This window comes from Mycobacterium sp. 852002-51971_SCH5477799-a, from assembly GCF_001667145.1.
In the GTDB taxonomy this organism is placed as follows: Bacteria; Actinomycetota; Actinomycetes; order Mycobacteriales; family Mycobacteriaceae; genus Mycobacterium.
The window spans coordinates 12,575-36,662 of sequence record NZ_LZIF01000103.1; the positions used below are offsets into that span (position 1 = coordinate 12,575).

The window sequence follows — 24,088 nt, forward strand, 5'->3', positions numbered from 1 at the left end:
CGCGGGTCGTGTCACTGGCATCGTCATAAGTTAGGTGACCAGATGTCGAGGCAACACCGGGTGGTCGACCACATCGTCGAGCATCTCGCAAGGGCCGACGCCGATTACATATTCGGCGTCGACGGCGCCAACATCGAAGATCTTTACGATGCCGCACACTTCTGCGCAGACATCACCGCCGTGCTGGCCAAGCATGAATTCTCCGCGGCCACGATGGCCGACGGGTACAGCCGCAGCGGCGCCGGCCTGGGCGTCGTGGCGGCGACTTCCGGCGGGGGTGCCCTAAATCTTGTTCCAGGCCTCGGGGAATCGTTGGCCAGCCGCGTCCCGGTGCTGGCATTGGTGGGCCAGCCGGCGACAACGATGGACGGGCGCGGCAGCTTCCAGGACACCAGCGGCCGCAATGGCGCGCTGGATGCCGAGGCGTTGTTCTCCGCGGTATCGGTCTGGTGCCGGCGGGTGCTGACACCCTCCGACATCGTCACCGCCCTGCCGGAGGCCATCGCGGCGGCACGCGGCGGTGGACCGGCTGTCCTGTTGCTGCCCAAGGACGTTCAGCAGAAGCAGGTCACGGTCATCGGTTACGACGGGCATACCACCCGTCCATCGGCGGCGCCCCGGATCGGTGACCTGGATCCGGTACTGCGCGCGCTGCGTGCCGCCGACGGGCCGGTCACGATCATCGCCGGCGAGCAGGTGGCCCGCGACGATGCCCGAGCGGAGCTGGAGACGCTGCGCGCGCTGCTGCGCGCGCGGGTGGCCTGCGTGCCGGACGCCAAAGACGTCGCGGGCACGCCGGGTTCGGGTTCGTCGTCGGCGCTGGGCGTGACCGGTGTCATGGGACATCCCGGTGTGGCCGAGGCGGTCGGTGACTGCACCGTGTGCTTGGTGGTGGGCACCCGCCTGTCGGTGACGGCCCGGGCAGGCCTCGACGACGCGCTGACGGCGGCGCGGACGGTCTCGATCGGGTCGGCGGCGCCGTACGTCGAGTGCACCCACGTGTACACGGATGACCTACGGACCTCGTTGCGCATGGTGGCCATGGAACTGTCCGGCCACGGGCGGCCGAGGGGCCTGCGGGTCCCCGATTTCGTGACCGACACCGAACTGCGCCCACCGCCCTACCGCGGTCCGGGTGTCCGCTACCGCGATGCACTGCGGGTGCTGGACCGGGTGCTACCCGAGGGTGTGGACATCGTCGTCGACGCGGGCAACACCGGGGCGGCGGCCATTCACCATCTGCCGGTCCGGCGTGGCGGGCGGTTCGCCGTCGCGCTCGGCATGGGGGGCATGGGTTACAGCTTCGGTGCCGCCATCGGGATGGCTTTCGGCCGTGCCGTGGGCAGCCGGCTCAGCCGGCGCACCGTCGTAATCGCCGGCGACGGCGCCTTCTTCATGCACGGCATGGAAGTTCACACAGCGGTGCAATACCGGCTGCCGGTGACGTTCGTCCTGTTCAACAACAATGCCCACGCCATGTGCGTGACCCGCGAGCAGTTGTTCTACGACGACCTGTACAGCTACAACCGGTTCGGCCCCAGCCGCCTTGGCGCCGGGCTGGCGGCGATGTTCCCGGGGCTGTCGGCGATAGACGTCGCCGACGTCGACGCGCTGGCTGCCGTCCTTGAAGCGGCGATGACCGCGGACGGCCCGTCGGTGATCAGCGTCGAGTGCTCCGCCGACGAAATCCCGCCCTTTGCAACGTTTTTAAACCAGCAAGCGACCAAACTCATTGGCCGACCAACACCTCACAAAGGGGAAAGATCAGATGTCCCTGCCAGCGCTTGACGACATTCACGTTCATACCGGCACCACTGAGCCGATCGAGGGGCTGGTCCGGATCGAGACCTCGCCGCTCGAGAAGACCGCCCCGATGTTCATGGCCCAGATGCGGTCTGTGTACCCGCACGACGAGGTCTTCGGGCGATACTGCACGGTCAGCGACTACGTCGAATGCCCACCCGACGAGCTGTTCGAATACCTGGCCGATACGCGCAGCCTCGAGGAGTGGACATACACGCTGCGCGACTTCACCCCTACCGACGAGCCCGGGCTGTGGCTGGCGTACGACCGGTTGCTCCCGGATACCAAGATCTTCGCCCGAACGGTGGCCAACGCCCAAGCGGGCACCGTCGACTACCACTGCGCCTGGGACCAGGGCGAGCACCTCTGGATGATCTACCTGATGCGGGTCGTCGATGCGCAGATGGTGCTGAACAAACCCGGTTCCGTTGTGCTGTGGACCAATTGCCACCACCCCTTCTACGACGACAACCCGTATACCGACGCGGCGCCGCCGGAGCGGCCGGGCTGGGTGGGTGACTTCTGGGACATCTTCGGCGCCGGTCACGGGGTGGAGCTGAACAACCTCAAGACGATCGCCGAGTACCGCCACCGCAACGGCCTGCCGATCACGCCGGTCTGGATGAGATGAGCACCGCACAATGAAGCAACCAACCGCGAGCCTGACCGACGTCTCCACCTACCTGCCCGGAGAACCCATCGGCGCAGGATATTACGCGCAGTTCGCCGGCTCCGATGAGCTGGCCGGCAACCTGATGTTCCGCGCCCCTAAATTCCGCCATCACGTCGCGGCCGATGAAACCGCGGTCGACATGGTCGAGCGGGCCGCCGCGGGTGTCATCGAACGGAACGGCCGCGACGTCATCGCAGGCGTGGACGTCCTGATCACCCACACTCAGATGCCCGACATGCCGTTCTACGGCGGGGGTGGCAGCATCGCGCACCGCCTGGGCATGCGACCCAACTGGGTGTTGGACCTGCACAACGGCGGTTGCGCGGCGTTCGTGCTGGGGCTCAAGGTGGCCCGCCGGCTCCTGATGTCCGGCGAAGGGCACACCGCACTCATCGCCGTCGCGCAGAACGCCGCCGGGCAGATCTTCGACCAACCCGGTGTGCGGACCAAGGCGCAGTCGTCGGTGCCCGGCGACGGCGCCGCCGTGGGCCTCGTCACGCTGTCGGACGATTCGCCCATTCTCGATGTCGAGTGCCGCACCTACGGCGCATACGCCGGCGACATGACGATCGCCATCGACCCGCCCCGCAAATGGTGGCAACCCGGACCGGGCGAAGGCTGCATCGGTTTCACCGAAAGCAAGATCACCAAGGTGTTGGCGCGCGGCAACAGGCAGGTCCCCGAAGTCGCGCTCGCGGTCTGCGACCGCATTGGGTTGCCCTCCAACGAGATTGATCTGCTGGTGACCAATCAGCCGAATCGGGTGTTCTTGCGTAACTGGCGCGAGGCGCTCGAGGTGCCGGCCGAACGTCATCGCGACACCTTCGATGAATGCGGCAACCTGTTCGGCGCCGGCATCCCCGTCAACCTCGACCGTGCGATATCCGACGGCCAACTCAACGCCGGCGATGTGGTGATGATGGCGGCCTTCGCGCACGCCGGCGACTTCGCGGGCGCGGCCGCAGTCCGTTGGGGCGGGCGAGACTGATGGCGGCCGTGCTGGAAGCGGAACCCGTCGAGACGCGCGGCGCACTGCCGGATGCGATCGATCCGCTGGCGCTGTCCCTCAACGAGAACCCCTTCCCGCCGCTGCCGGCCGTGCGGTCGGCGCTGATCCGGTCGATCGACGCCGCCAACCGTTATCCCGAATTCCGGCCCGAACGGATGCGGACCCTCGTCGCCGGGCACGTCGGGGTCGGCGACGACCAGGTGGTGCTCGGGGCCGGGGCGAGCGGGGTGGCGATGCAGGTCCTGCACGCGGTGACGCGGCCCGACGACCGAGTTGTGTTGAGCGAGCCGACATTCGACGGATACCCGATCTTCGCGCATATGGCCCACCTGACGCCGATCACCGTTCCGCTCGACGAATCGGGTCACCACGACCTGCGGGCCATGGCCGAGGCGGCGGCAGGCGCGAACGTCGTCGTGCTGTGCCGGCCGCACAATCCGACCGGCACGATGGAACCCGTCGCGGAAGTGGAACGATTCCTGCGCCGGGTGCCGGACGACACCGTCGTGCTGCTCGACGAGGCCTATATCGAGTTCGTCGCCCCCCAGTACCGTGTCGGCGGGCCGAATCTGGTGCGGCGATTCCCGAATGTTGTGGTGCTGCGGACGTTCTCGAAGGCCTATGGCTTGGCCGGACTTCGTATCGGCTACGGGTTCGCCGCCCCGGAGCTCGCCGCGATCTTGTGGAAGATGCAACTGCCGTTCGGCATGGGGATCACCAGCCTGGTCGCGGTGGCCGCATCCTATGCCGCCGACGAGCAGTTGCGGCAACGCATTCTGCGAATCGCCGGTGAGCGGCAGTATTTGTCTCGGCGCCTCGCCGCGGTGGGGGTGCGCACTACCGACGGACACGCCAACTTCGTTTACCTGCCGTCCGTCGGGCGGCACTGGCAACAGGTGTTCGGTGAGGCCGGGCTGAAGGTCCGGCACTACCCCGACGGAGGCGCGCGCATCACCGTCGGGAGCCGCGCATCCACCCGAGCGGTGCTGGCCGCGGTGGCAAAGTCACAAGCCTGAGGAAAATCGCGACCAAAGTGCGGTAAGAAAGGACGTGGCCCCTTCTGCATCCGACAAACCCGACCCGATCGCGCAGGCGAGGGCGAACTGGACGCGTTCCGGCTGGGGTGACGTGGCGCCGGGCATGGTCGCGGTGACGTCGGTGATGCGGGCTCACCAGATCCTGCTCGCCCGCGTCGAGAACGCGCTGCGCCCCTACGACTTGAGCTTTTCCCGCTTCGAGTTGCTGCGGCTCCTGGCCTTCAGCCGCAGCGGCGCGCTGCCCATCACCAAGGCGTCCGACCGCCTGCAGGTCCACGTCACCAGCGTCACGCATGCGATCCGTCGGCTGGAGGCCAACGGGCTGGTGCGGCGGGTGCCACACCCCACCGACGGGCGCACCACACTCGTGCAGATCACCGATCTCGGGCGCTCGACCGTCGAGGACGCCACCATCACGCTCAACGAGCAGGTGTTCGCCGACATCGGAATCGACGCCGATCAGTCCGAAGCGCTCGTGTCGTCCATTGAGACGCTGCGGCGCAACGCCGGCGACTTTTGAACCTCCCGCCGGCGTCCTACGTGAAAGCGGTAGGAGGTCTGCGATGAATCCTTGCGCTGCGCGGAACTAACACCGATGCCGCTTCGCATCCTCGTCGTCGGAGCCGGTGCTGGGGGTATCTCCGTTGCCCGGGGACTCTTGCGCGACGGGCATGACGTCACCGTCTTCGAGCGACGCCCGGATTCGCGGCCGGGTGGCGGCGCCGTAACCATTTGGCCCAATGGCGCGAGGGTTTTGGAGCAGCTTGGTGTCGATATGGACGGCGCCGGGCAGCCACTGTCCACCGTTCGTGTCAAGACACCCACGGGTCGCCGGATCACCACTGTGGACCTGGCGACGATCACGGCACGGTTGGGCGGACCGGTCCGGATGGTCCCGCGTCGGCTCCTGCTCGAACGCCTGCTGGAAGCGTTTCCCGCAGAGCGCATTCGGTTCCACCGCCGCGCCGTCGGTTTCGTCAACACCCGCAACGGGGTGCGGGTCGAATTCGACGACGGCACCTCGGCCGAGGGGGATCTGCTGATCGGCGCGGACGGCCTGCATTCGAGGGTCCGTGATCATGTTGGCGGGCCGGCCGCGCGGCCCACCGGCTGGTGCAGCTGGCAGGGGCTTGTGACGCTTGCGGGCGACGTCGATAGGAACGTCGCGCTGATGATCATCGGCGAGCAGGCAAACCTTGGCCTGTGGCCGGCGGGAGGTTCGGAGCTGCAGTGGTGGTTTGACCTGCCGTGGTCGTCGGACTTCGTCAGGCCGCCAAGCCCAATCGACACACTGCGCTCCCACTTCACCGGGTGGTCCGCCCTTGTCGACCGCGTGCTGGCGACGCTGAACGATGAGGATCTTGCCCCGTCGCCGTTCCCGCATTTCCGGCATCCGATTCCTCCCGCGGGCCGTGGCGCTGTCACGCTGCTCGGCGATGCCGCGCACACGATGCCGCCCACGCTTGCGCAGGGGACCAACCAGGCGTTGCTGGACACGATGGTGTTGTGCAAGGCGCTTTCGAATCTCGACCGGCCAATCCCTCCCGGCGCCAGACATCATCTCGCGAGCGCGCTGCGCTGGTACGAGAGGACCCGGCGGCGCCAGGTCAAGGCCGTGTCCTGGGTGACCACGCAGCAGGTGTCCCGCAGCGAGTCCATGCTCAGGCCGGCGGCAATGATCTCGGACCGGTTGATGACTTGGGCGCTGGCGTCGTTCCTGCACCAGGTGAGTCACAGCCGGATGTCCGCGGAGATCAGTCGAGACCTCGCGACCGCCGCGCCCGCGCGTGTCTGATCGGAGGTGAGGTGATGTCGACGAGCGCAAAGTTGCCGCCTCCGCGGGTGGCCCGCGTTGTCGAATGGGTCCGCCATCGCCTGTATCGGCTACATCAACGGCTGGTGCCCCCGCCGGCGGCGATGATGGAAATGATCACCGCCACTTGGACTTCGCAGGCGATCACCGTCGCGGCCCAGTTGGGCGTCGCCGACGCGCTGGCCAACGGCCCGCTGCCGATCGCGGAACTGGCGAACCGGGTGGGCGCGGACGCCGACGCGCTGCGACGGTTGCTGCGCGCGCTTATCGGCCGCGGAGTTTTCCGCCGCCGCCGCGACGGCCGCTACGAGTTGAATTCACTTGCGGCGACGCTGTGTTCGGGTGCACCCGTGTCGACGACGTCCGCGGCGCGGTTCTATGGATCACGGGAGCAGCGCGAACGGTGGACCCTGCTCGTCGATTCGGTCCGCACCGGTCTGTCCGTCGTCCCCGCGCTGCACGGCAAGGACAGCTTCGCCTACTTCGCCGACGAGCCCGAGCTCGCTGAGCTCTTCAACCAGACGATGACCAACATTTCGGAGCTGACCACCGCGTCGGTGGTCGCCGGTTACGACTTCAGCGCCTACCCCACGATCGTCGACGTCGGCGGTGGTCACGGTCCGCTGCTGGCCGCCGTCCTCGCGGCGGCGCCCGGTTCGCGCGGCGTGCTGTACGACCTGCCCTCGGTCGTCGCGAGCGCGCGCCCGATGTTCGAAAGCCACCGGGTGGCCGACCGGGTGCGCATCGCGGAGGGATCGTTCTTCGACACCGTTCCGCGTGGGGGTGACGCCTACATTCTCAAGAACATCATTCACGACTGGCGCGACGATATGGCGGTCCGGATCCTGCGTAACGTTCGCGCAGCGGCGGGCCCGCAGGCCAGGGTGCTGCTTGTCGAAATGGTCATCCCGGAGCACGACCGTGACTTCCCGGGAAACTGGGTGGACCTGGAGATGCTGCTGAATCTGGGCGCGCGGGAACGCACGGTGGCCGAGTACCGATATCTGCTGAGCGAGGCGGGTTTTGAGATGACCAGGATCATACGAACCGCTTCACCGCTCAGCGTGGTGGAAGCGAGGATCGCATAAGTTCAGCTGCCGCGCAGCATCTCGATGACGGCGCTGAAGTCCTTATCGGCGTGGTCGGCCGCGAATTTCGCGTAGATCTCGGCGGCGTGTGTGCCCAGCGGCGCCGCCGATCCGCTGGAGGACACCGCGTCCATCGCCAGGCCGAGGTCCTTGTTCATCAGCGCGGTGGCGAAGCCCGGTTTGAAGTCGTTGTTGGCCGGCGAGGTCGGTACCGGGCCGGGCACAGGGCAATTGGTGTGCACGGCCCAACAGTTGCCCGTGGCCCCGGTGATGACGTCGAACAGGGACTGGGCGGACAATCCGAGCTTCTCGGCCAGGACGAACGCTTCGCCGATCGCGATTTGCTGCACCGCCAGCACCATGTTGTTGCACACCTTTGCGGCCTGGCCCGCTCCGGCCGCGCCGCAGTGAATGATCTTGCCCGCCATGGGTTCCAGCACCGGCCGTGCCCGCTGCAGGGCGTCCTCGTCGCCGCCCACCATGAACGCCAGCGTCCCGGCGACGGCACCGTTCACCCCGCCGGACACGGGTGCGTCCAGCTGCGCGACGCCGTTCGATTCGGCCAGCGCATGCACCTCGCGGGCGTCATTGACCGAGATCGTGGAGCTGTCGATGAACAACGCGCCGGGTCGCGCCGCGGGCAGGACTTCCGCGTAGCAGCGTTTGACCAGCTCCCCGTTGGGCAGCATGGTGATGACCACGTCCGAGCCGGCCACCGCGTCGGTGGCGCTGCCGAATCCGGTGACGCCGGCCTCGGTCGCCGCGGTCAAGGCCGCCGGCACGGGATCGAATCCGCGCACTGCGTGTTTGGCCGCAACGAGATTCGTCGCCATGGGTCCGCCCATGTGGCCCAGACCCAGGAAGGCCACCGTCAGGTGCTCGGTCATGTGAAGACCTCTCTACGCGTTTGCGCGGACCCGTGCGGCTTGGGCCCGCCCGATGACCACCCGCATAATTTCGTTGGTGCCTTCCAGGATCCGGTGCACCCGCAGGTCGCGGACGATCTTTTCCAAACCATACTCGCGCAGGTAGCCGTAGCCGCCGTGCAGCTGCAAAGCTTTGTCGGCAACTTCGAAGCAGGTGTCGGTGACATAGCGCTTGGCCATCGCGCACAACTCGACCTTGTCGGGATCGTCGGCGTCCAACGCATTGGCCGCCCGCCACAACATCATTCGTGACGTCTCGAGGCCGGTGGCCATGTCGGCCAGGGTGAACCGGATGGTCGGCTCGTCGAGCAGGGACGACCCGAACGCCTGCCTGTCGCGAACGTAGGCGCCGGCCTTGTCGGAGGCGGCCTGGGCGCCACCGAGTGAGCAGGCGGCGATGTTGAGCCGGCCGCCGTTGAGGCCTTTCATCGCGATGCCGAATCCGGCGCCCTCGCCGTCGGATCCGCCGAGCATGGCGTCGGCCGGCACCCGGACGCCCTCCAGGATCACCTGTGCGGTGGGCTGCGCATGCCAGCCCATCTTCTCCTCGAGTGAACCGAAACTCAGCCCGGCAGCGCCCTTTTCGACCACGAACGCCGATATGCCGCGCGGCCCCTCACTACCGGTCCGGGCCATCACCACGTAGACGTCCGAGGCGCCCGCGCCGGAAATGAACTGCTTGACGCCGTCGAGCACGTAATCGCCGCCGTGTTTGATCGCGCGGGTACTCAGCGCGCTGGCGTCGGAACCGGCGCCGGGCTCGGTGAGGCAGTAGCTGGCGATGATGCCCATGGACGCCAGCCGCGGGACCCAGTCCTTGCGCTGCTCGGCGGTGCCGAAGCTGTCGATCATCCACGCGCACATGTTGTGGATGGACAGGAACGCGGCGGTGACCGGGTCGGCGATCGCCAACTGCTCGAAGATGCGCACCCCGTCGAGCCGGCGCAGGCCGCTGCCGCCGACGTCCTCGCGGCAGTAGATCGCCGCCATGCCGAGTTCGGCCGATTCGCGCAGCACGTCGACCGGAAAGTGTTTGGCCGCATCCCATTCCAGGGCGTGCGGGGCGAGGCGCTTGGCGGCGAAGGCGGCGGCCGTCTCGGTGATCACCCGTTCGTCGTCGTCGAGAGTAAACATGTGCGGCCTAATCCATTGTGGGAATGACGAATTCGGCACCGTCCTTGATGCCGGAAGGCCACCGCGACGTCACCGTCTTGGTCTTGGTGTAGAAGAGGATCGACGACGGGCCGTGCTGGTTGAGGTCGCCGAAGCCGGAACGCTTCCAGCCACCGAAGGTGTGGTAGGCGACCGGCACCGGGATCGGCACGTTGACGCCGACCATGCCGACCTGCACGCGGGAAACGAAGTCGCGGGCGGCGTCGCCGTCGCGCGTGAACACCGCCACGCCGTTGCCGTATTCGTGCTCGGACGGCAACCGCAGCGCCTCCTCGTAATCGTGGGCGCGCACGATGCACAGCACGGGCCCGAAGATCTCATCGGTGTAGATGGACATCTCCGGGGTGACGTGGTCGAACAGGGTGGGGCCGATGAAGAAGCCGCCTTCGAGGCTGGCGTCACCGAAAGCCAGGTCGTCGCTGGTGCGTTCGCGGCCGTCGATGACCAACTCCGCGCCCGCCTCGACACCCTGGGCGATGTAGTCGCGCACCCGCGCCACGGCCGCCTCGGTCACCAGCGGGCCGTAGTCGGCCTTGGGGTCCAGGCTGTGGCCCACGCGCAGGTTGTTGATCCGCTCGATGAGCCGGGCGCGCAGCCGGTCGGCGGTCTTCTCGCCGATCGGGACCGCGACGCTGATTGCCATGCAGCGCTCGCCGGCGCTGCCGTAACCGGCGCCGATCAGGGCGTCGACGGCCTGATCCAGGTCGGCGTCGGGCATCACGATCATGTGGTTCTTGGCGCCGCCGAAGCACTGCGAGCGCTTGCCGGTGGCCGCGGCCCCGGCGTAGATGTACTGGGCGATGTCGGAGCTGCCGACGAACCCGACCGCCTGGATGTCGGGGTGGTTCAGGATAGCGTCGACGGCCTCCTTGTCGCCGTGCACGACCTGGAACACGCCGGGCGGCAGGCCCGCCTCTAGAAACAGTTCGGCCAGCCGCACCGGCACCGACGGGTCCCGTTCGCTGGGCTTGAGCACGAACGCGTTGCCGCAGGCCAGCGCCGGGCCGGCCTTCCACAGCGGGATCATCGCCGGGAAGTTGAACGGGGTGATGCCGGCGACCACGCCCAGGGGCTGGCGCAGCGAGTAGACGTCGATGCCCGGTCCGGCGCCTTCGCTGTATTCACCCTTGAGCAGGTGGGGGATGCCGAGGCAGAACTCGATGACCTCGATGCCGCGCTGGATGTCGCCCTTGGCGTCGGCCAGTGTCTTGCCGTGCTCGCGCGACAGCAGCTCGGCCAGCTCGTCGTTGTGCTGGTTGACCAGCTCGATGAAGCGCATCATCACCCGCGCGCGTCGCTGCGGATTAGTTGCGGCCCAACCCTTTTGGGCCTCGACGGCAGACGCCACCGCGGCGTCGATGTCGGACTGGCCGGCCATTGGCACCGTCGCCTGAACCTGGCCTGTGCTGGGATCGAAGACGTCAGCGTTGCGGCCGGATTGACCGGCGGTGCGCCGCCCATCGATGAAGTGCGGGATCTGTGTGGTCATGGGGCCCTCGAGTGTGGTTGACGCGCTTAAAGCGGATACTTGCATATCCTAGTAACCCGGGTCGGACGTTGGCAAGGTGGGGTGACTTATCGCCATTTTCTGCAGTAATTACCGTTTCGGCGTGGCGGAGCAGACCGGACGTGGCGCCATGCGGCCCGCGGTCGAGAGCGCTGCGGGGACGGCGGCAGCTCGGGGCCATCGCGATCGACATCGAAACGGCCGTCGCGAAACAGCAGGCGTTGGCGCTGGACACTCCGGCGGGTGCGGCCGAGTTCTCGAGATTTCTCCGCGCCAAGACGCTAGACATCAACCGAGTGGTGGCCCAAACGGTGGCGGATTCGCGAGCAGGGTCGCCGCGGACCTACACCGGGCGCCGGGATCTGATTGCCGCAAAGCTGGAACCGTACTCCCAGATCAGCGACATGCTTCCGAGCAACATGAGGCCCACCTCGGAAACCGTCGAAAAGTTCTGGGACAACTCGCTTCTATGCAGTTGGGCAGACCGAGAAACAGGCCACACGCGGAACCTTACGGTCTCCATCTATCGGGCCGCCGACGGCGAGCAGCGGGCGAACGAATTTCGCGAGATGGTGCGACAGGAATGTTCGCCCGAATTGGATTTGCACACTCCCAATCCGGACGCCTATGAGATTGCCGGACCCCAACCCGGCGCTCGACATCGGCCGCACGGTGGGCTGCTCACCGTACGAGAACGACTTCACGTTGCCGGAGTTTCCCGAAGGATGGCGCAACCAGTCAGTCGGGTGGCGCGTGGACGACTCTTAACGGCCGCAAGCCAGGCTAGCCTGACAGCTGTATGCGCACCACCGACGCCGTCACGGTGCCCTGAGCCGTGTAACCCGAGCCGATATTCATCGGGTGAAGGAGGCGAGTGGCGGCAAGAAACGAACCCGTCGGGCCGCGACCCCTGCGCGCGGTGCCCGACGACGGCCAGGATGCCGGCTACCCGAACTGGGAAGCCGTGTACTCCGACAACGTGACGTGGGTGTACCGCACGCTGTTCGCGCGCGTCGGCAACCAAACCGACGCCGAAGACCTCACCGCCGAGGTGTTCCTCGCCGCGCTGCGGCCGCTGCGGCTGACCGCGAGCGTCGGCGAGGTGCGCGCGTATCTGCGGGCGACGGCCAGGACGGTGTTGGCCGCGCATTGGCGCGAGACGCTGGGGCGAGAGATAACCTCGATCGAGGACATCGAACAGCCAGCCGACAGCCAGGACGCGATCAGCACCGCACCGCAGCGTGTTGCCCGGGTTCTGGACAGCCTGCCGGACCGTTACCGCCAGATTTTGGAATCCCGCTTCCTGCGGGGTAATTCGATCAAGGAGTCAGCCGCGGAACTCGGGATCAGCGTGGCCAATGCCAAAGTGCTCCAGCACCGCGCCCTGCGGCTGGCGGCGCAGGTCAACGATGGGGGCCAGCCATGAATGCGCGAGGGCTGCGACGTTATGTCGACGACCTGTTGCGGGGGCGCCGGCCCAGGCCGTTCGCGCCCGACGACTTCGAGGCCGCGCAGGTCCGCACCGCGATCGAGTTGCGCGCGGCCCGCGAGGGTGGCGACGCGCCGCGCCCGGAATTCGTCGCCGATCTGCACCGGCGGGTTGCCGAGCAGATGTCGGGCGCGCCAACGGAAACGGCGCCGGGCCGCGTCAGCACGCGCCGCCAGGTCATCGTCGGCACGTCGGCCGCCGCCACCGCCGCGGTCGCTGCGGTGGCCGTTGACCACACCCTGATCGCGGGCCAAGCAGGCGACGGTCGTACCGAGACCGCTGCCGGGCAACTCACGCCCAACGAGGGCAGCTGGCAGCGCGTCGCGGCCGGCTCGGACGTGCCCGACGGCGCCATGCGCGCCTTCGAACTCGGCTCGGTGACCGGGTTCGTCCGCCGCGTCGACGGCAAGATCCAGGCGATCTCCGGGGTGTGTACCCACCAGGGCTGCAAGCTGTGGTTCGACGCGCCCGACGACACACTGCGCTGCCCTTGCCACACCACGTCCTTCTCACCCGCCGGGCAAGTGATCGCGCACCAATTGCCGATAGCGCCAAAACCACTGCCCGCATTGATGGTTCGTGAGGTCAATGGGGTCATCGAGGTTTTCGCCCCAGCGGGCCCCGACCGCCCGGCCTGAACGGTGTAACCCACCGCGCTATCTATTGGCATGGATGTCCCCATGCGACGAAGACTTTTGGCGACCCTGCCGGCCGCGGGTGTGTTGCTGCTGGCCGGTTGCTCGCAGCCACGACCTGCGGCGACCACCACCGCCCCCAACACCACCGCGGTGTCGATAACCGCCCCGGCGGCTCCGGTGCGCGGCGACCAGGTCAGCATCGACGGCTTCGCGTTCGCGCCGGTGACCCTGACCGTGGCCGCCGGGACCACCGTCACGTGGACCAACCGCGACGAAGAACCCCACACGGTGGCAGCGAGCGACGGCTCGTTTCACTCGCCCGGCATGGGAACGGGTGCCACCTTCACCCACACCTTCGCCACCGCAGGGACTTTCGAGTACGTGTGTTCGATCCATCCGATGATGCACGGCACCGTGGTGGTGACGGGATGACCGCCGGGGAGAAGGGCATGACGCGCCGCCAGCTCATCCGGCACACGGCATGGTTCGGTGCGGCGGTCGGGTTCGCCGTGGCCGGGGGGAGGTCATCTCGCACGTCGCGGGCCAGGCGGGGGCGCAGCATGTGGCGGCCAAGCCCACCCTGCGGTTCGCCCAAATCAGCGACAGCCACCTCGGGTTCACCGGGGCGCCCAACCCCGACGTCACCGCTACGTTCGGCCACGCGATCGATCTGGTCAACAACCTCGGTTACACACCGGATTTCGTCATCCACACCGGGGATCTCACCCACCTGTCCAGCCCGGAGCAGTTCGACCAGGTCAAGCAGATGATGAGTGGTCTCAAGACGCCACACGTGTTCACCGTCCCCGGAGAGCACGACTCGATCGACGACGCGGGGCAGAAGTATCGAAACGCGTTCGGCGCCGGTTCCGTTGGCGACGGGTGGTACAGCCAAGACATCGCCGGCGTGCATCTGATCGCGTTGGTCAACACGCTGAATCTGTGCAAGCTCGGTCATCTCGGCACCGATCAGTTGGAGTTCGTCAAAAAGGACGTCGCGCGTCTTTCCAGCGATACTCCCATCATCGTGTTCAGCCACATCCCACTGTTTGCGATGTACCCGCAATGGGGCTGGGGCACCGACGATGCCACCCAGGCGCTGAGCTACCTGCGCCGCTTCTCCTCGGTGACGTGCCTGAACGGTCATGTCCACCAACTGTTCTCCAAGATGGAGGACAACGTCACGTTCTACAGCGGCACCACCACCGCTTACCCGCTGCCGCGACCCGGTGACGGCCCCGCGCCCAAGCCGGTCACGCTTCCGGCCGGCAAGCTGCGCGACGCGCTGGGCATCCGTGAGGTCAGCTACGCCAGGGGTGAGGCCGCTCTGGCATTGAAGGAGACTGCACTGCAATGACTTTGACGAGCATTCTGGTCCGCCTCGGCCTCGCCGTGTCGTTGACCATCAGCGCCGCCAGCCACGCCTACCTCTATGTGCATGGCTACCGGCATATTCCGATGATCGGCACGGCATTCTTGATCCAGGCCAGCCTCTCGTTCGCGGTCGCGCTGCTGATCGTGATCGGCGGTCCCGGGTGGCTGCGCTGGGCCGGTGCGGCGCTCGCGGCCGGTTCGCTGGTCGCATTCGTTATGTCGCGCACGGTCGGTCTGTCCGGTTTCCTCGAAAGGGGCTGGGACCCAGCGCCGTACGCCGCCGCCAGCGTGATCGCTGAGGTGCTCACGGTGGCCATGTGGGCGACCGCTCTGGCGGTTAGTCGGGATCGGGCGGCTTCTGCTTGAGCCGTATGCTGTCGACGAACGCCCTCGCCTCGTCCCAGGTGGGCAGCAGGCCGGAGTCGCGCACCTCCGCGAAGCTGGGCGCCGCGGCGTCACGGTCGGATAAGTTGGGCGCCGCCCCGTCCACCAGCGGCCAGTCGATGGCCAGTGCCGGATCGGTCGGGCAAATCGTGTGTTCGCGCTGCGGGCTGTATTCCGCGGAGCACAAATACATAACCGTCGAATTGTCTTGCAGCGCAAGGAAACCATGCCCCAGACCTTCGGAGATGTAGATCGTTCGATGATCGGAGTCGTCGAGCAGGACCGAATCCCACTGCCCGAATGTCGGCGAGCCCACCCGGATATCGACGACGACGTCGAACACCGAGCCGCGAACACAGGTCACATACTTGGCCTGGCTCGGTGGCAGCTGTGCGAAGTGCAATCCGCGCAACACGCCGGCCGATGACACCGAGCAATTGGCCTGCCTGACGTCCAGCCCGTGGCCGGCGAAGGAGCGGAATCCCTTGTCGCTGAGCCATTCGAAGAAAAGACCGCGCGAATCGCCATGAACGGTGGGAGTGATCTCCCAGGCGCCGGGAATTTTCAGTTCGCGTACGTGCACGTTATTGCCCACGCTGTTGGTAGCGGGCTTCCGAGGCGTCTTTCAACGGACGCCACCACGATTCGTTCGCGCGATACCAGTCAATGGTGGCACGCAGGCCGTCTTCGAAATCGGTATGCTTTGGCGCCCAACACAATTCGTCGTACAGCGGCGAGGGGTCGATGGCGTAACGCAAGTCGTGGCCCACACGGTCGGTGACGTGGTCGAAGTCGTCGGGGTCGCGGCCCATCATCTTCAGCAGTGTGCGCAGCACGGTCAAGTTGTTGCGCTCTCCTTCGGCGCCGATCAGATAGGTGCGCCCGATCTCGCCGGAAGCCAGGATGCGCCGGACCGCGCTGTTGTGGTCGTCGACGTGGATCCAGTCGCGGACGTTGGCGCCGGTGCCGTACAGCTTGGGCCGGCGACCGGTGAGCACGTTGGTGATCTGTCGTGGGATGAACTTCTCAACATGCTGATAAGGCCCGTAGTTGTTGGAGCAGTTCGAAATCGTCGCGCGCACCCCGTAGGAGCGCACCCAGGCGCGCACCAGCATGTCGGCGGCGGCTTTGGTAGCCGAATATGGGCTGGACGGGTTGTAGGACGTCGCCTCGGTGAACCGCTTCGGGTCGTCGAGCTCCAGGTCGCCGTAGACCTCGTCGGTCGAGATGTGGTGCAGCCGCACGCTGTAACGTCGCGCCGCCTCGAGGATGGTGAAGGTGCCGACGACGTTGGTGTGCAGGAACGGCTCGGGACTGTCCAATGCGTTGTCGACGTGGCTCTCCGCGGCGAAATGCACCACCGCGTCGGATTCGGCGACCAGCCGCGACACCAGCTCGGCGTCGGTGACGTCACCGACCACCAGCTCTATGGAGTCCTCGACGTCGGCCAGTGACTCGCGCCGACCCGCATAGGTCATGGCGTCGAGCACGGTCACGGAATCCTCGGGGTGTTCCCGGACCGTGCTGTGCACGAAGTTGGCGCCGATGAATCCAGCGCCGCCGGTGACCAGTAACCGCATGCCCAAACCCTAACCGAGCCGGTCGGTCGGTTCGCGTGGGTCAGCCCCAGGCGCCCGGCCGATTCACTTACGGCAGGTAGCGGCGACTCCGTTGGTCATCTGGCTCGCCTTCGGCATGTCACGGCGGTGTCAAACCCAGCGGCCCCGCCAATTCGGCCAGTGCCGGGACCAGGTTTTCATCCTTTGTCAGGACCTGCACGGGGACGTGATCGGCGCCGGCGTCCAGATGTTCTTTGAGTCGAGCCGCGATCTGGTCCACGGTGCCGTATGCCACCACCGCGTCCACCAGGCGATCGCTGCCAGGCCGAGTGACTTCGTCCTCGGTGAAACCCAGCCGCTTCCAATTGTTTCGGTAGTTGGCGAGATTGAAGTAGATATCGAGGGCCTTGCGGCCGACGGCCCGGGCCTTCTCGGGGTCGGTGGTCAGGATCGCCTTGTGCTCGGGCGCCAGAAAAGCCGACGGTCCGATGAGTTCGCGGGCGTGCGCGGTGTGTTCCGGGGTGGTCAGGTAGGGATGCGCCCCGGCCGAGCGTTCCGCGGAGAGCTTGAGCACGCGCGGGCCCAGCGCCGCCACCACCCGGCGGTTGGCGGGTACGCCGTAGTCATCGAGTTGCTTCAGGTAGTCGGCGAGCGCGTCGTAGGGCTTGCGGTATTCGGTGTGAGCCTCGGGATGGCCGACGCCGATGCCCAGCAGGAACCGGCCGGGGTAGGCCTTGTCGATGCGATGGAAGGATTCGGCCACCGGCTTGGCCGCCGCGGTCCAGATGTTGACGATGCCGGTGCCCACCTGCAACGTCGTCGTCGCCTCCAGGAGGGGCTCGACCCAGGCCAGCTCGGCGGGCGGTGACCCGCCGACCCAGACGGCGCCGTAGCCCAGCGCTTCGATGTCCCTGGCCTGCTCGGGTGTGACGCCGCGTCCGAACGATCCGAACCGGCCAAGATTGGGTTTGCTCGCTGCATCGGTCATGGTGTTCCCAACCCGCGCCCCGCCAGAGCTATTCCGGGGCAGCGACATCCTCATCGGCGTCGAGGTCCGCGGCGGCGGCGTCGACGGGGGGTGGCTCCAGCGGCAGCAGCACGATGAACCGGGTGTCGCCGGGCACCGACTCCACCCGCAGGTCCCCGCGATGCTTCTTCACCACGATGTTGAACGCCAGGTCCAGGCCCAGCCCGGTGCCTTCGCCGAAGGGTTTGGTGGTGAAGAACGGCTCGAAGATGTGCTCGCGCACGTCCTCCGGTATACCGGGCCCGGTGTCGCAGATTTCGACGCGGGCCAGGTTGTCGCCTTCCCGGCAGGTACGGATGGTCAGCGTGCCGCCGGTATCGCGCATCGCGGCGATCGCATTGTCGATGATGTTGGTCCACACCTGGTTGAGATCGCCTGGGTAGCAAGGTATTTCGGGAAGCGATTTGTCGAAATCCTTGGCCACGGTGATCGCTTTCGCGTCCTTGCTGCCGTCCTTTGTCAACCGGTCGGCGAACATCACCAGCGTGCTGTACAGCAGGTCGTGCACGTTGGCCACCTGGAACGGGGCCCGATCCATTTGCGAATACTGCTTGGCGTCGGCGACCAGCGCCGAAATCCGTTTGCTGGCCTCGAGAATCTGGTTCATCAGCAGCTCGCTCTCGATGGTGTAGTTGATCCATCGGATCGCCTGCTCCAGCGACGTCGACCCCAGCTCCTCGCTGACCGCGGAAATCCGCTCCAGCCAATCGGTGTCGATGCCGCCCTCGACGAACGTCGGCGCGATGTCCCACCCGTCGTCGATGCCGTGGCCTTCCAGCCAGTCGCCGACGGCGTCCTCGCGGTCGGAGGTCTCGAGCGCACTCAGGTGCTGTGCGGCCGACTTGGCGACCTGCTCGGCCACCCTCTCCTGCAACCGCACCAGCGAGCTCAACGCCTCGGGACTGATGGTGCCGTCGGCGAGCATGGCCAGCTTGTGCCGCATGTTGGCCACGCGCTCGCGCAGGTCCGCCGCGGATCGCGAGATCGCCGCCGCGGGATTGTTCAGCTGATGCGTCAGCCCGGCCGACAACCGGCCCAGGGCCAGCAGCTTCTCCCGGTTGCCGATGATCCGCCGGGTCCGGTCGGTGCCGACGGCGATGCCGTCGAGCAGATGCACCGCCATCGGGAACTGGTCCTTCATGAACTGTGCGAACACCGGCGCATCCATCACGAAGAAGCGCGAGGGCTTGGTCACGTGCACCGAGGCGTCGTAGCTCTTCTGGTTGCCGCCGGTGAACGCCCGCCAGGCCCCGCAGTACACGCCCCGCTGCGAGGTGCGGTTGGTCTCGATGTCTTGGCCGCCGGAGAGTTTGCTCATGGTCAGCTCCCCGTCGATGAGGACGTAGAAGCAGGTCGCCGGTTCGCCTTCGACGCAGATCGGACCCGGTTCGTAGTGCTGGATGTGCCCGTTGCCGCACAGCACCGCGAGTTGCTCGTCGGTCAGCGCCTCGAACAGGAACAGGCTGCGCAGCTCGTCGGGCTCACACGGCATCGGCCTCGATTCGGTGGCGGTCATGCTTCGGCCAGATAGCGGTGGACCAGCATGACGGCCATCGATCCTTCACCGACGGCGGCGGCGACCCGTTTGGCCGACGCCGAGCGGACGTCGCCGGTGGCGAACACCCCCGGGACGCTGGTCTCCAGGTGGTGGGGCGGGCGGTCCAGCGTCCAGCCACACACGTTGCGCAGGTCCGGACCGGTCAGGATGAAGCCGTGGTCGTCGCGGGCCACCACCCCGTCCAGCCAGTCGGTGCGCGGGGCGGCGCCGATGAATATGAACATCCGGGCGCAGGCGACTTCCTCGGTTTCCTCGGTCCGGTTGTTGACCAGGGTCAGCTTCTCGAGGTGGTCGTCGCCGGAGGCGCGCTGCACCTCGGTGCAGGTCAGGACGTTGATCTTCGGGTTCGCCTCGATCTGCTGGATCAGGTAGTAGGACATCGACGCCTCCAGCGACGGGGCTCGTACGACGATGTTGACCGACTTGGCCGTCCGGGACAGGTACATGGCGGCCTGGCCGGCCGAGTTGGCCCCGCCGATCACGTAGACCTCTTCGTCCTGGCACTCCGACGCGACGGAGACGGCCGCGCCGTAGTAGACGCCGCAGCCGGTCAGCTCGCCGCAACCCTCGGCCTGCAGCTGGCGGTAGGCGACCCCGGTGGCGAGGATGACCGCGTGCGCGTCGACGGAGCCGCCGTCGGCGAACCGCACGGTGCGCTTGGAACCGTTCACCTCGAGGGCGACGGCCTTGCGGGCGGTGATCAATTCGGCGCCGAACTTCTCCGCCTGCCGGCGGGCGCGCTCGGCCAGCTGGCCGCCGGAAACCCCGTCCGGGAAGCCCAGGTAGTTCTCGATGCGCGAGCTTTGGCCCGCCTGACCGCCGGTGGCGATGTGCTCGATGAGCACCGTGCGCAGTCCCTCGGAAGCGCCGTACACGGCGGCGGCCAGACCCGCGGGCCCGCCGCCGACGACGATCAGGTCGTAGAACTCCTGCGACGGCGTGGTGGTCAGGCCCAGCGTCTCGGCCAGCTGCGCGTCGGTGGGTTCGATCAGGGTGTCGCCGCGCTGGGTGACCACCACCGGCAGCCGCAGGCCGTCCTCGCCGGCGGCACTGAGCAGCCGCTCGCCGGCGGGCTCGTCGGCCATGAACCAGGTGTAGTACAGGCCGTTGCGGGCCAAGAAGTCGCGGACCTGCCAGGACCGCGCTGACCAGCGGTGGCCGATCACCTTGGTGTGCGGGATGGGGTGCTCGGGTGCCGCCCGCCAGGCGTCCAGCAGCCCGTCGATGACGGGGTAGAACTTCTCCTCCGGCGGATCCCACGGCTTGAGCAGGTAGTGGTCCAGGTCGACGACGTTGATCGCGTCGATGGCGGCGTGCGTGTCGGCGTATGCGGTCAGCAGCACCCGGCGTGCCGCCGGATACAGGTCCATCGCCTGCTCGAGGAACTCGATGCCGCTCATCTGCGGCATCCGATAGTCGGCGATGAGCACCGCGACCGTCTCGCCGCGCAGTTTGAGCTCCTTGAGCGTGCCCAGGGCGTCGGGCCCGGATTCGGCGCGGACTATCCGATGCTCTTCGCCGTAGTGGCGGCGCAGGTCGCGGGCAACCGCCCGGGAGACCGAGGGATCGTCGTCGACGGTCAGCATGACGGGCTTGCGCTGGCTTGAGGGGTTGGTCATCGGCGTCAAGTATGCGCTCGTCAGCGGCCGTGCGGGAGGTCGAGGACGCCGGCCGGGTTCCGCCGACAGCGATTTTGGTGCAGCGGATTCACCAGGTATCGTGGAACAACGGTGCGGCATCCGCGCCGACTTTTTGTGTGCCAAGTTCCAAGGAATTTCCTGCCACCGGCTCACGTTCCAAGTCGGTGCAATGTTGCGTCGACTGGGCGCAGACGAGAACGAAACTATACGACGAGGATTCTTAACTAGTTATGGCCAAGAAGGACGGCGCCATCGAGGTGGAAGGCCGGGTGGTCGAGCCCCTGCCCAATGCGATGTTCCGCATTGAGTTGGAGAACGGTCACAAGGTGCTTGCCCACATCAGCGGCAAGATGCGGCAGCACTACATCCGCATCCTGCCCGAGGACCGGGTGGTGGTGGAGTTGTCTCCCTACGACCTGTCCCGTGGCCGCATCGTGTACCGGTACAAGTAACAGCGTCTGATCTCCGACAACTACGAACGAAACAGAACAGGATCGAACAGCCGTGAAGGTGAACCCGAGCGTCAAGCCAATCTGTGACAAGTGCAGGGTGATCCGTCGGCATGGGCGGGTCATGGTGATCTGCTCCGATCCGCGCCACAAGCAGCGCCAGGGCTGACCTGCCCCGGCTCCGACACAACTGAATGCAGACCTCCCAGCACCAGTGAGCGGCTGGCATCTATAGAGATGGGCCAGCTCATCCACGCCCGGTCGGAGGCCGGGCCCCGCGAGACATGACTCCTACCGGGGTTGCGGGAACGGGCTGGGAACAGACCTCCGCCTAGAAAAAGAGGAAACGCCACCTATGGCTCGACTAGTCGGCGTCGACCTTCCGCGTGACAAGCGGATGGAGATCGCCCTGACCTACATTTTCGGCGTCGGCCGCACCCGGTCGAACGAGATTCTCGCAGCGACCGGCATCGACAAGGACCTGCGCACCAGGGATCTGACCGATGACCAGCTGACCCACCTGCGTGACTACATCGAGGCAAATCTGAAGGTGGAGGGTGACCTCCGCCGCGAGACGCAGGCCGACATCCGCCGCAAGATCGAGATCGGTTGCTACCAGGGCCTGCGGCACCGCCGCGGCCTGCCGGTACGCGGTCAGCGGACAAAGACCAACGCGCGCACCCGCAAGGGCCCCAAGCGCACCATCGCCGGCAAGAAGAAGGCCAGGTAACCCCGATGCCACCAGCAAAGAAGGCGGGCGCCTCGGCGCCCAAGAAGGGTCAGAAGACCCGCAGGCGGGAAAAGAAGAACATCCCGCACGGCGCCGCCCACATCAAGAGCACCTTCAACAACACGATCGTCACGATCACCGACCCTCAGGGCAACGTCATCGCCTGGGCGTCGTCGGGTCACGTCGGCTTCAAGGGGTCCCGGAAGTCGACCCCGTTCGCGGCCCAGCTGGCCGCCGAGAACGCCGCGCGCAAGGCGCAGGAACACGGCGTCAAGAAGGTCGACGTGTTCGTGAAGGGCCCGGGTTCGGGCCGCGAGACCGCGATCCGGTCGTTGCAGGCCGCCGGCCTCGAGGTCGGCGCGATCGCCGACGTCACTCCCCAGCCGCACAACGGCTGCCGCCCGCCGAAGCGCAGAAGGGTCTAGGAGACAACCATGGCTCGTTACACCGGACCCATCACTCGCAAGTCGCGCCGGCTGCGCACCGACCTCGTCGGTGGCGACCAGGCGTTCGAGAAGCGTCCCTACCCCCCCGGCCAGCACGGCCGCGCGCGGATCAAGGAAAGCGAATACCTGCTGCAGCTGCAGGAGAAGCAGAAGGCCCGCTTCACTTACGGCGTGATGGAAAAGCAGTTCCGTCGCTACTACGCAGAGGCCTCCCGGCAATCCGGCAAGACCGGTGAAGAGCTGCTGCGCATCCTGGAAAGCCGGCTGGACAACGTCGTGTACCGCGCCGGACTGGCGCGGACCCGCCGGATGGCGCGTCAGCTGGTCAGCCATGGGCACTTCAGCGTCAACGGCGTGCACGTCAACGTTCCCAGCTACCGGGTGTCGCAGCACGACATCATCGACGTCCGGGACAGCTCGCTGAACACCGTGCCGTTCCAGATCGCACGGGAGACCGCGGGCGACCGGCCGATCCCGAGCTGGCTGCAGGTGGTGGGGGAGCGTCAGCGCATCCTCATCCACCAGCTGCCCGAGCGGGCGCAGATCGACGTGCCGCTCACCGAGCAGCTGATCGTCGAGTTCTACTCGAAGTAAAGACCCCCTGCGCCAGGCCGGTGCAGGTCTTGACGGCATCAAATAGCGGGTGCCGAGAAGGAGAAGAAGAAACACCATGCTGATCTCTCAGCGACCCACACTGTCGGAGGAAATTCTCACCGACGACCGGTCCCAGTTCGTCATCGAGCCGCTAGAGCCGGGATTCGGCTACACCCTGGGCAATTCGCTGCGACGCACGCTGCTGTCCTCAATTCCGGGCGCGGCCGTCACCAGCATCCGCATCGACGGCGTGCTGCACGAGTTCACCACCGTGCCGGGCGTCAAGGAAGACGTCACCGCGATCATCTTGAACCTCAAGAGCCTGGTGGTGTCCTCCGAGGAGGACGAGCCGGTCACCATGTACCTGCGCAAGCAGGGTCCGGGTGAGGTCACCGCGGGTGACATCGTGCCGCCGGCCGGTGTCACCGTGCACAACCCCGACCTGCACATCGCGACCCTGAATGACAAGGGCAAGCTCGAGGTCGAGCTGGTCGTCGAGCGCGGCCGCGGCTACGTGCCCGCCGTGCAGAACCGCGCCTCCGGTGCCGAAATCGGCCGTATCCCAGTCGATTCCATCTACTCGCCGGTGCTCAAGGTCACCTACAAGGTGGACGCCACCCGTGTCGAGCAGCGCACCGACTTCGACAAGCTGATCCTGGACGTCGAGACCAAGAGCTCGATCAACCCGCGCGACGCGCTGGCGTCGGCCGGTAAGACCCTGGTCGAATTGTTCGGTCTGGCACGCGAACTCAACGTCGAGGCCGAGGGCATCGAGATCGGGCCGTCGCCGGCCGAGGCCGACCACATCGCGTCGTTCGCCCTGCCGATCGACGATCTGGACCTGACGGTGCGCTCCTACAACTGCCTCAAGCGCGAGGGTGTGCACACCGTCGGCGAGCTGGTGAGCCGCACCGAGTCCGACCTGCTCGACATCCGCAACTTCGGTCAGAAGTCCATCGACGAGGTGAAGGTCAAGCTGCACCAGCTGGGCCTGTCGCTCAAGGACAGCCCGCCGAGCTTCGATCCCTCGCAGGTCGCGGGTTACGACGTCGCCACCGGCACCTGGTCCAGCGAGGCGTCCTACGACGACCAGGACTACGCGGAAACCGAACAGCTGTAAAAGGCCGTCCGGTGACGATGCGGCCGTGTGCGGCCGCTGAGGAACCGGACA

25 protein-coding genes and 3 pseudogenes are annotated in these 24,088 nt (G+C 66.8%); 20 read left to right on the forward strand and 8 right to left on the reverse strand.

Going from position 1 to position 24,088, the window contains the following annotated elements; genetic code table 11:
* Positions 1 to 42: 42 nt before the first annotated feature.
* The 7 genes from A5753_RS14835 (at position 43) to A5753_RS14865 (ending at position 7,423) form a co-directional block, all read left to right on the forward strand.
* Positions 43 to 1,788, forward strand: coding sequence for a thiamine pyrophosphate-binding protein (locus A5753_RS14835; protein ID WP_067129272.1), 1,746 nt, complete (start codon positions 43 to 45; stop codon positions 1,786 to 1,788).
* Positions 1,769 to 2,434, forward strand: a complete 666-nt coding sequence (locus A5753_RS14840; RefSeq protein WP_067129274.1) for a hypothetical protein — start codon at positions 1,769 to 1,771, stop codon at positions 2,432 to 2,434. Before A5753_RS14835 ends, A5753_RS14840 begins: the two co-directional genes overlap by 20 nt.
* A gap of 10 nt (positions 2,435 to 2,444) precedes the next feature.
* Positions 2,445 to 3,464 carry a 3-oxoacyl-ACP synthase III family protein gene (locus A5753_RS14845; RefSeq protein ID WP_067129278.1) on the forward strand — a complete coding sequence of 340 codons (1,020 nt, stop codon included), beginning with the start codon at positions 2,445 to 2,447 and terminating at the stop codon, positions 3,462 to 3,464.
* Entirely contained in the window at positions 3,464 to 4,501 is a 1,038-nt protein-coding gene (locus tag A5753_RS14850) for a histidinol-phosphate transaminase (protein ID WP_067129281.1), read from the forward strand. The genes A5753_RS14845 and A5753_RS14850 overlap by 1 nt, the downstream gene beginning before the upstream one ends.
* A 34-nt stretch (positions 4,502 to 4,535) precedes the next feature.
* Positions 4,536 to 5,042 (forward strand): MarR family winged helix-turn-helix transcriptional regulator, encoded by a 507-nt coding sequence (locus tag A5753_RS14855; RefSeq protein WP_067129284.1) that lies wholly within the window; start codon positions 4,536 to 4,538, stop codon positions 5,040 to 5,042.
* Between the two features lie 75 nt (positions 5,043 to 5,117).
* Positions 5,118 to 6,317 (forward strand): NAD(P)/FAD-dependent oxidoreductase, encoded by a 1,200-nt coding sequence (locus tag A5753_RS14860; RefSeq protein ID WP_067129287.1) that lies wholly within the window; start codon positions 5,118 to 5,120, stop codon positions 6,315 to 6,317.
* A 14-nt stretch (positions 6,318 to 6,331) separates the two neighbouring features.
* Positions 6,332 to 7,423, forward strand: coding sequence for a methyltransferase (locus tag A5753_RS14865; protein ID WP_067129290.1), 1,092 nt, complete (start codon positions 6,332 to 6,334; stop codon positions 7,421 to 7,423).
* A gap of 2 nt (positions 7,424 to 7,425) precedes the next feature.
* Here the strand turns inward: A5753_RS14865 and mmsB are convergent, their stop codons facing one another.
* Genes mmsB through A5753_RS14880 form a run of 3 tightly spaced genes read right to left on the reverse strand, consistent with a single transcriptional unit; the run spans position 7,426 to position 11,011 of the window.
* On the reverse strand, positions 7,426 to 8,310 hold the full coding sequence (mmsB, locus tag A5753_RS14870) for a 3-hydroxyisobutyrate dehydrogenase (RefSeq protein ID WP_067129291.1): 885 nt from the start codon (positions 8,308 to 8,310) through the stop codon (positions 7,426 to 7,428).
* Between the two features lie 12 nt (positions 8,311 to 8,322).
* On the reverse strand, positions 8,323 to 9,483 hold the full coding sequence (locus tag A5753_RS14875) for an acyl-CoA dehydrogenase family protein (protein ID WP_067129294.1): 1,161 nt from the start codon (positions 9,481 to 9,483) through the stop codon (positions 8,323 to 8,325).
* Between the two features lie 7 nt (positions 9,484 to 9,490).
* On the reverse strand, positions 9,491 to 11,011 hold the full coding sequence (locus tag A5753_RS14880) for a CoA-acylating methylmalonate-semialdehyde dehydrogenase (RefSeq protein WP_067129297.1): 1,521 nt from the start codon (positions 11,009 to 11,011) through the stop codon (positions 9,491 to 9,493).
* Positions 11,012 to 11,187: 176 nt separating this feature from the next.
* On the opposite strand from A5753_RS14880, the pseudogene A5753_RS25210 reads away from it, so the two are divergent.
* The 7 genes and pseudogenes from A5753_RS25210 to A5753_RS14910 all read left to right on the forward strand — a co-directional run.
* Positions 11,188 to 11,370 (forward strand): annotated as a pseudogene (locus A5753_RS25210) (DUF4226 domain-containing protein); the annotation flags it as partial.
* Positions 11,371 to 11,680: 310 nt separating this feature from the next.
* A pseudogene (locus A5753_RS24890) lies at positions 11,681 to 11,779 on the forward strand (hypothetical protein); the annotation flags it as partial.
* A 124-nt stretch (positions 11,780 to 11,903) separates the two neighbouring features.
* Positions 11,904 to 12,455 (forward strand): RNA polymerase sigma factor, encoded by a 552-nt coding sequence (locus A5753_RS14890; protein WP_067129303.1) that lies wholly within the window; start codon positions 11,904 to 11,906, stop codon positions 12,453 to 12,455.
* On the forward strand, positions 12,452 to 13,156 hold the full coding sequence (locus A5753_RS14895; RefSeq protein WP_067129306.1) for a ubiquinol-cytochrome c reductase iron-sulfur subunit: 705 nt from the start codon (positions 12,452 to 12,454) through the stop codon (positions 13,154 to 13,156). The genes A5753_RS14890 and A5753_RS14895 overlap by 4 nt, the downstream gene beginning before the upstream one ends.
* A gap of 30 nt (positions 13,157 to 13,186) precedes the next feature.
* Positions 13,187 to 13,588, forward strand: a complete 402-nt coding sequence (locus tag A5753_RS14900; RefSeq protein ID WP_067129309.1) for a cupredoxin family copper-binding protein — start codon at positions 13,187 to 13,189, stop codon at positions 13,586 to 13,588.
* Positions 13,585 to 14,513: pseudogene (locus A5753_RS14905) on the forward strand (metallophosphoesterase). The gene A5753_RS14900 and the pseudogene A5753_RS14905 overlap by 4 nt, the downstream one beginning before the upstream one ends.
* Positions 14,510 to 14,896: a hypothetical protein gene (locus A5753_RS14910; RefSeq protein WP_067129312.1), complete on the forward strand. Its 387-nt coding sequence runs from the start codon at positions 14,510 to 14,512 to the stop codon at positions 14,894 to 14,896. Before A5753_RS14905 ends, A5753_RS14910 begins: the two are co-directional and overlap by 4 nt.
* Here A5753_RS14910 and rfbC read toward each other — a convergent pair.
* From rfbC to A5753_RS14935, 5 genes are all read right to left on the reverse strand, one after another.
* Positions 14,868 to 15,497, reverse strand: coding sequence for a dTDP-4-dehydrorhamnose 3,5-epimerase (rfbC, locus tag A5753_RS14915; protein WP_156656118.1), 630 nt, complete (start codon positions 15,495 to 15,497; stop codon positions 14,868 to 14,870). The genes A5753_RS14910 and rfbC overlap by 29 nt on opposite strands.
* A 1-nt stretch (position 15,498) precedes the next feature.
* The gene (gene rfbB / locus A5753_RS14920; protein WP_067129318.1) at positions 15,499 to 16,494 is read right to left on the reverse strand and encodes a dTDP-glucose 4,6-dehydratase; all 996 of its coding nucleotides are present in this window, start codon (positions 16,492 to 16,494) and stop codon (positions 15,499 to 15,501) included.
* Positions 16,495 to 16,612: 118 nt separating this feature from the next.
* Positions 16,613 to 17,461: an LLM class F420-dependent oxidoreductase gene (locus A5753_RS14925; protein WP_067129321.1), complete on the reverse strand. Its 849-nt coding sequence runs from the start codon at positions 17,459 to 17,461 to the stop codon at positions 16,613 to 16,615.
* 28 nt (positions 17,462 to 17,489) lie between these two features.
* The gene (locus tag A5753_RS14930; protein WP_067129324.1) at positions 17,490 to 19,016 is read right to left on the reverse strand and encodes an ATP-binding protein; all 1,527 of its coding nucleotides are present in this window, start codon (positions 19,014 to 19,016) and stop codon (positions 17,490 to 17,492) included.
* Complete coding sequence (locus tag A5753_RS14935) at positions 19,013 to 20,677, reverse strand: FAD-dependent oxidoreductase (RefSeq protein ID WP_067129328.1); 1,665 nt, start codon at positions 20,675 to 20,677, stop codon at positions 19,013 to 19,015. The genes A5753_RS14930 and A5753_RS14935 overlap by 4 nt, the downstream gene beginning before the upstream one ends.
* A gap of 251 nt (positions 20,678 to 20,928) precedes the next feature.
* On the opposite strand from A5753_RS14935, the gene infA reads away from it, so the two are divergent.
* The 6 genes from infA to A5753_RS14960 all read left to right on the forward strand — a co-directional run bounded on the left by infA (position 20,929) and on the right by A5753_RS14960 (position 24,037).
* Positions 20,929 to 21,150 carry a translation initiation factor IF-1 gene (gene infA / locus A5753_RS14940; RefSeq protein WP_003418601.1) on the forward strand — a complete coding sequence of 74 codons (222 nt, stop codon included), beginning with the start codon at positions 20,929 to 20,931 and terminating at the stop codon, positions 21,148 to 21,150.
* A gap of 52 nt (positions 21,151 to 21,202) precedes the next feature.
* Positions 21,203 to 21,316: a 50S ribosomal protein L36 gene (gene rpmJ / locus A5753_RS23910; RefSeq protein WP_003879483.1), complete on the forward strand. Its 114-nt coding sequence runs from the start codon at positions 21,203 to 21,205 to the stop codon at positions 21,314 to 21,316.
* Positions 21,317 to 21,502: 186 nt separating this feature from the next.
* Positions 21,503 to 21,877 (forward strand): 30S ribosomal protein S13, encoded by a 375-nt coding sequence (rpsM, locus tag A5753_RS14945; protein ID WP_067129331.1) that lies wholly within the window; start codon positions 21,503 to 21,505, stop codon positions 21,875 to 21,877.
* A gap of 5 nt (positions 21,878 to 21,882) precedes the next feature.
* The gene (rpsK, locus tag A5753_RS14950) at positions 21,883 to 22,302 is read left to right on the forward strand and encodes a 30S ribosomal protein S11 (RefSeq protein WP_067129334.1); all 420 of its coding nucleotides are present in this window, start codon (positions 21,883 to 21,885) and stop codon (positions 22,300 to 22,302) included.
* A gap of 9 nt (positions 22,303 to 22,311) precedes the next feature.
* The gene (rpsD, locus tag A5753_RS14955; RefSeq protein ID WP_067129336.1) at positions 22,312 to 22,917 is read left to right on the forward strand and encodes a 30S ribosomal protein S4; all 606 of its coding nucleotides are present in this window, start codon (positions 22,312 to 22,314) and stop codon (positions 22,915 to 22,917) included.
* A 76-nt stretch (positions 22,918 to 22,993) separates the two neighbouring features.
* Complete coding sequence (locus A5753_RS14960; protein ID WP_067129339.1) at positions 22,994 to 24,037, forward strand: DNA-directed RNA polymerase subunit alpha; 1,044 nt, start codon at positions 22,994 to 22,996, stop codon at positions 24,035 to 24,037.
* Positions 24,038 to 24,088 lie beyond the last annotated feature (51 nt).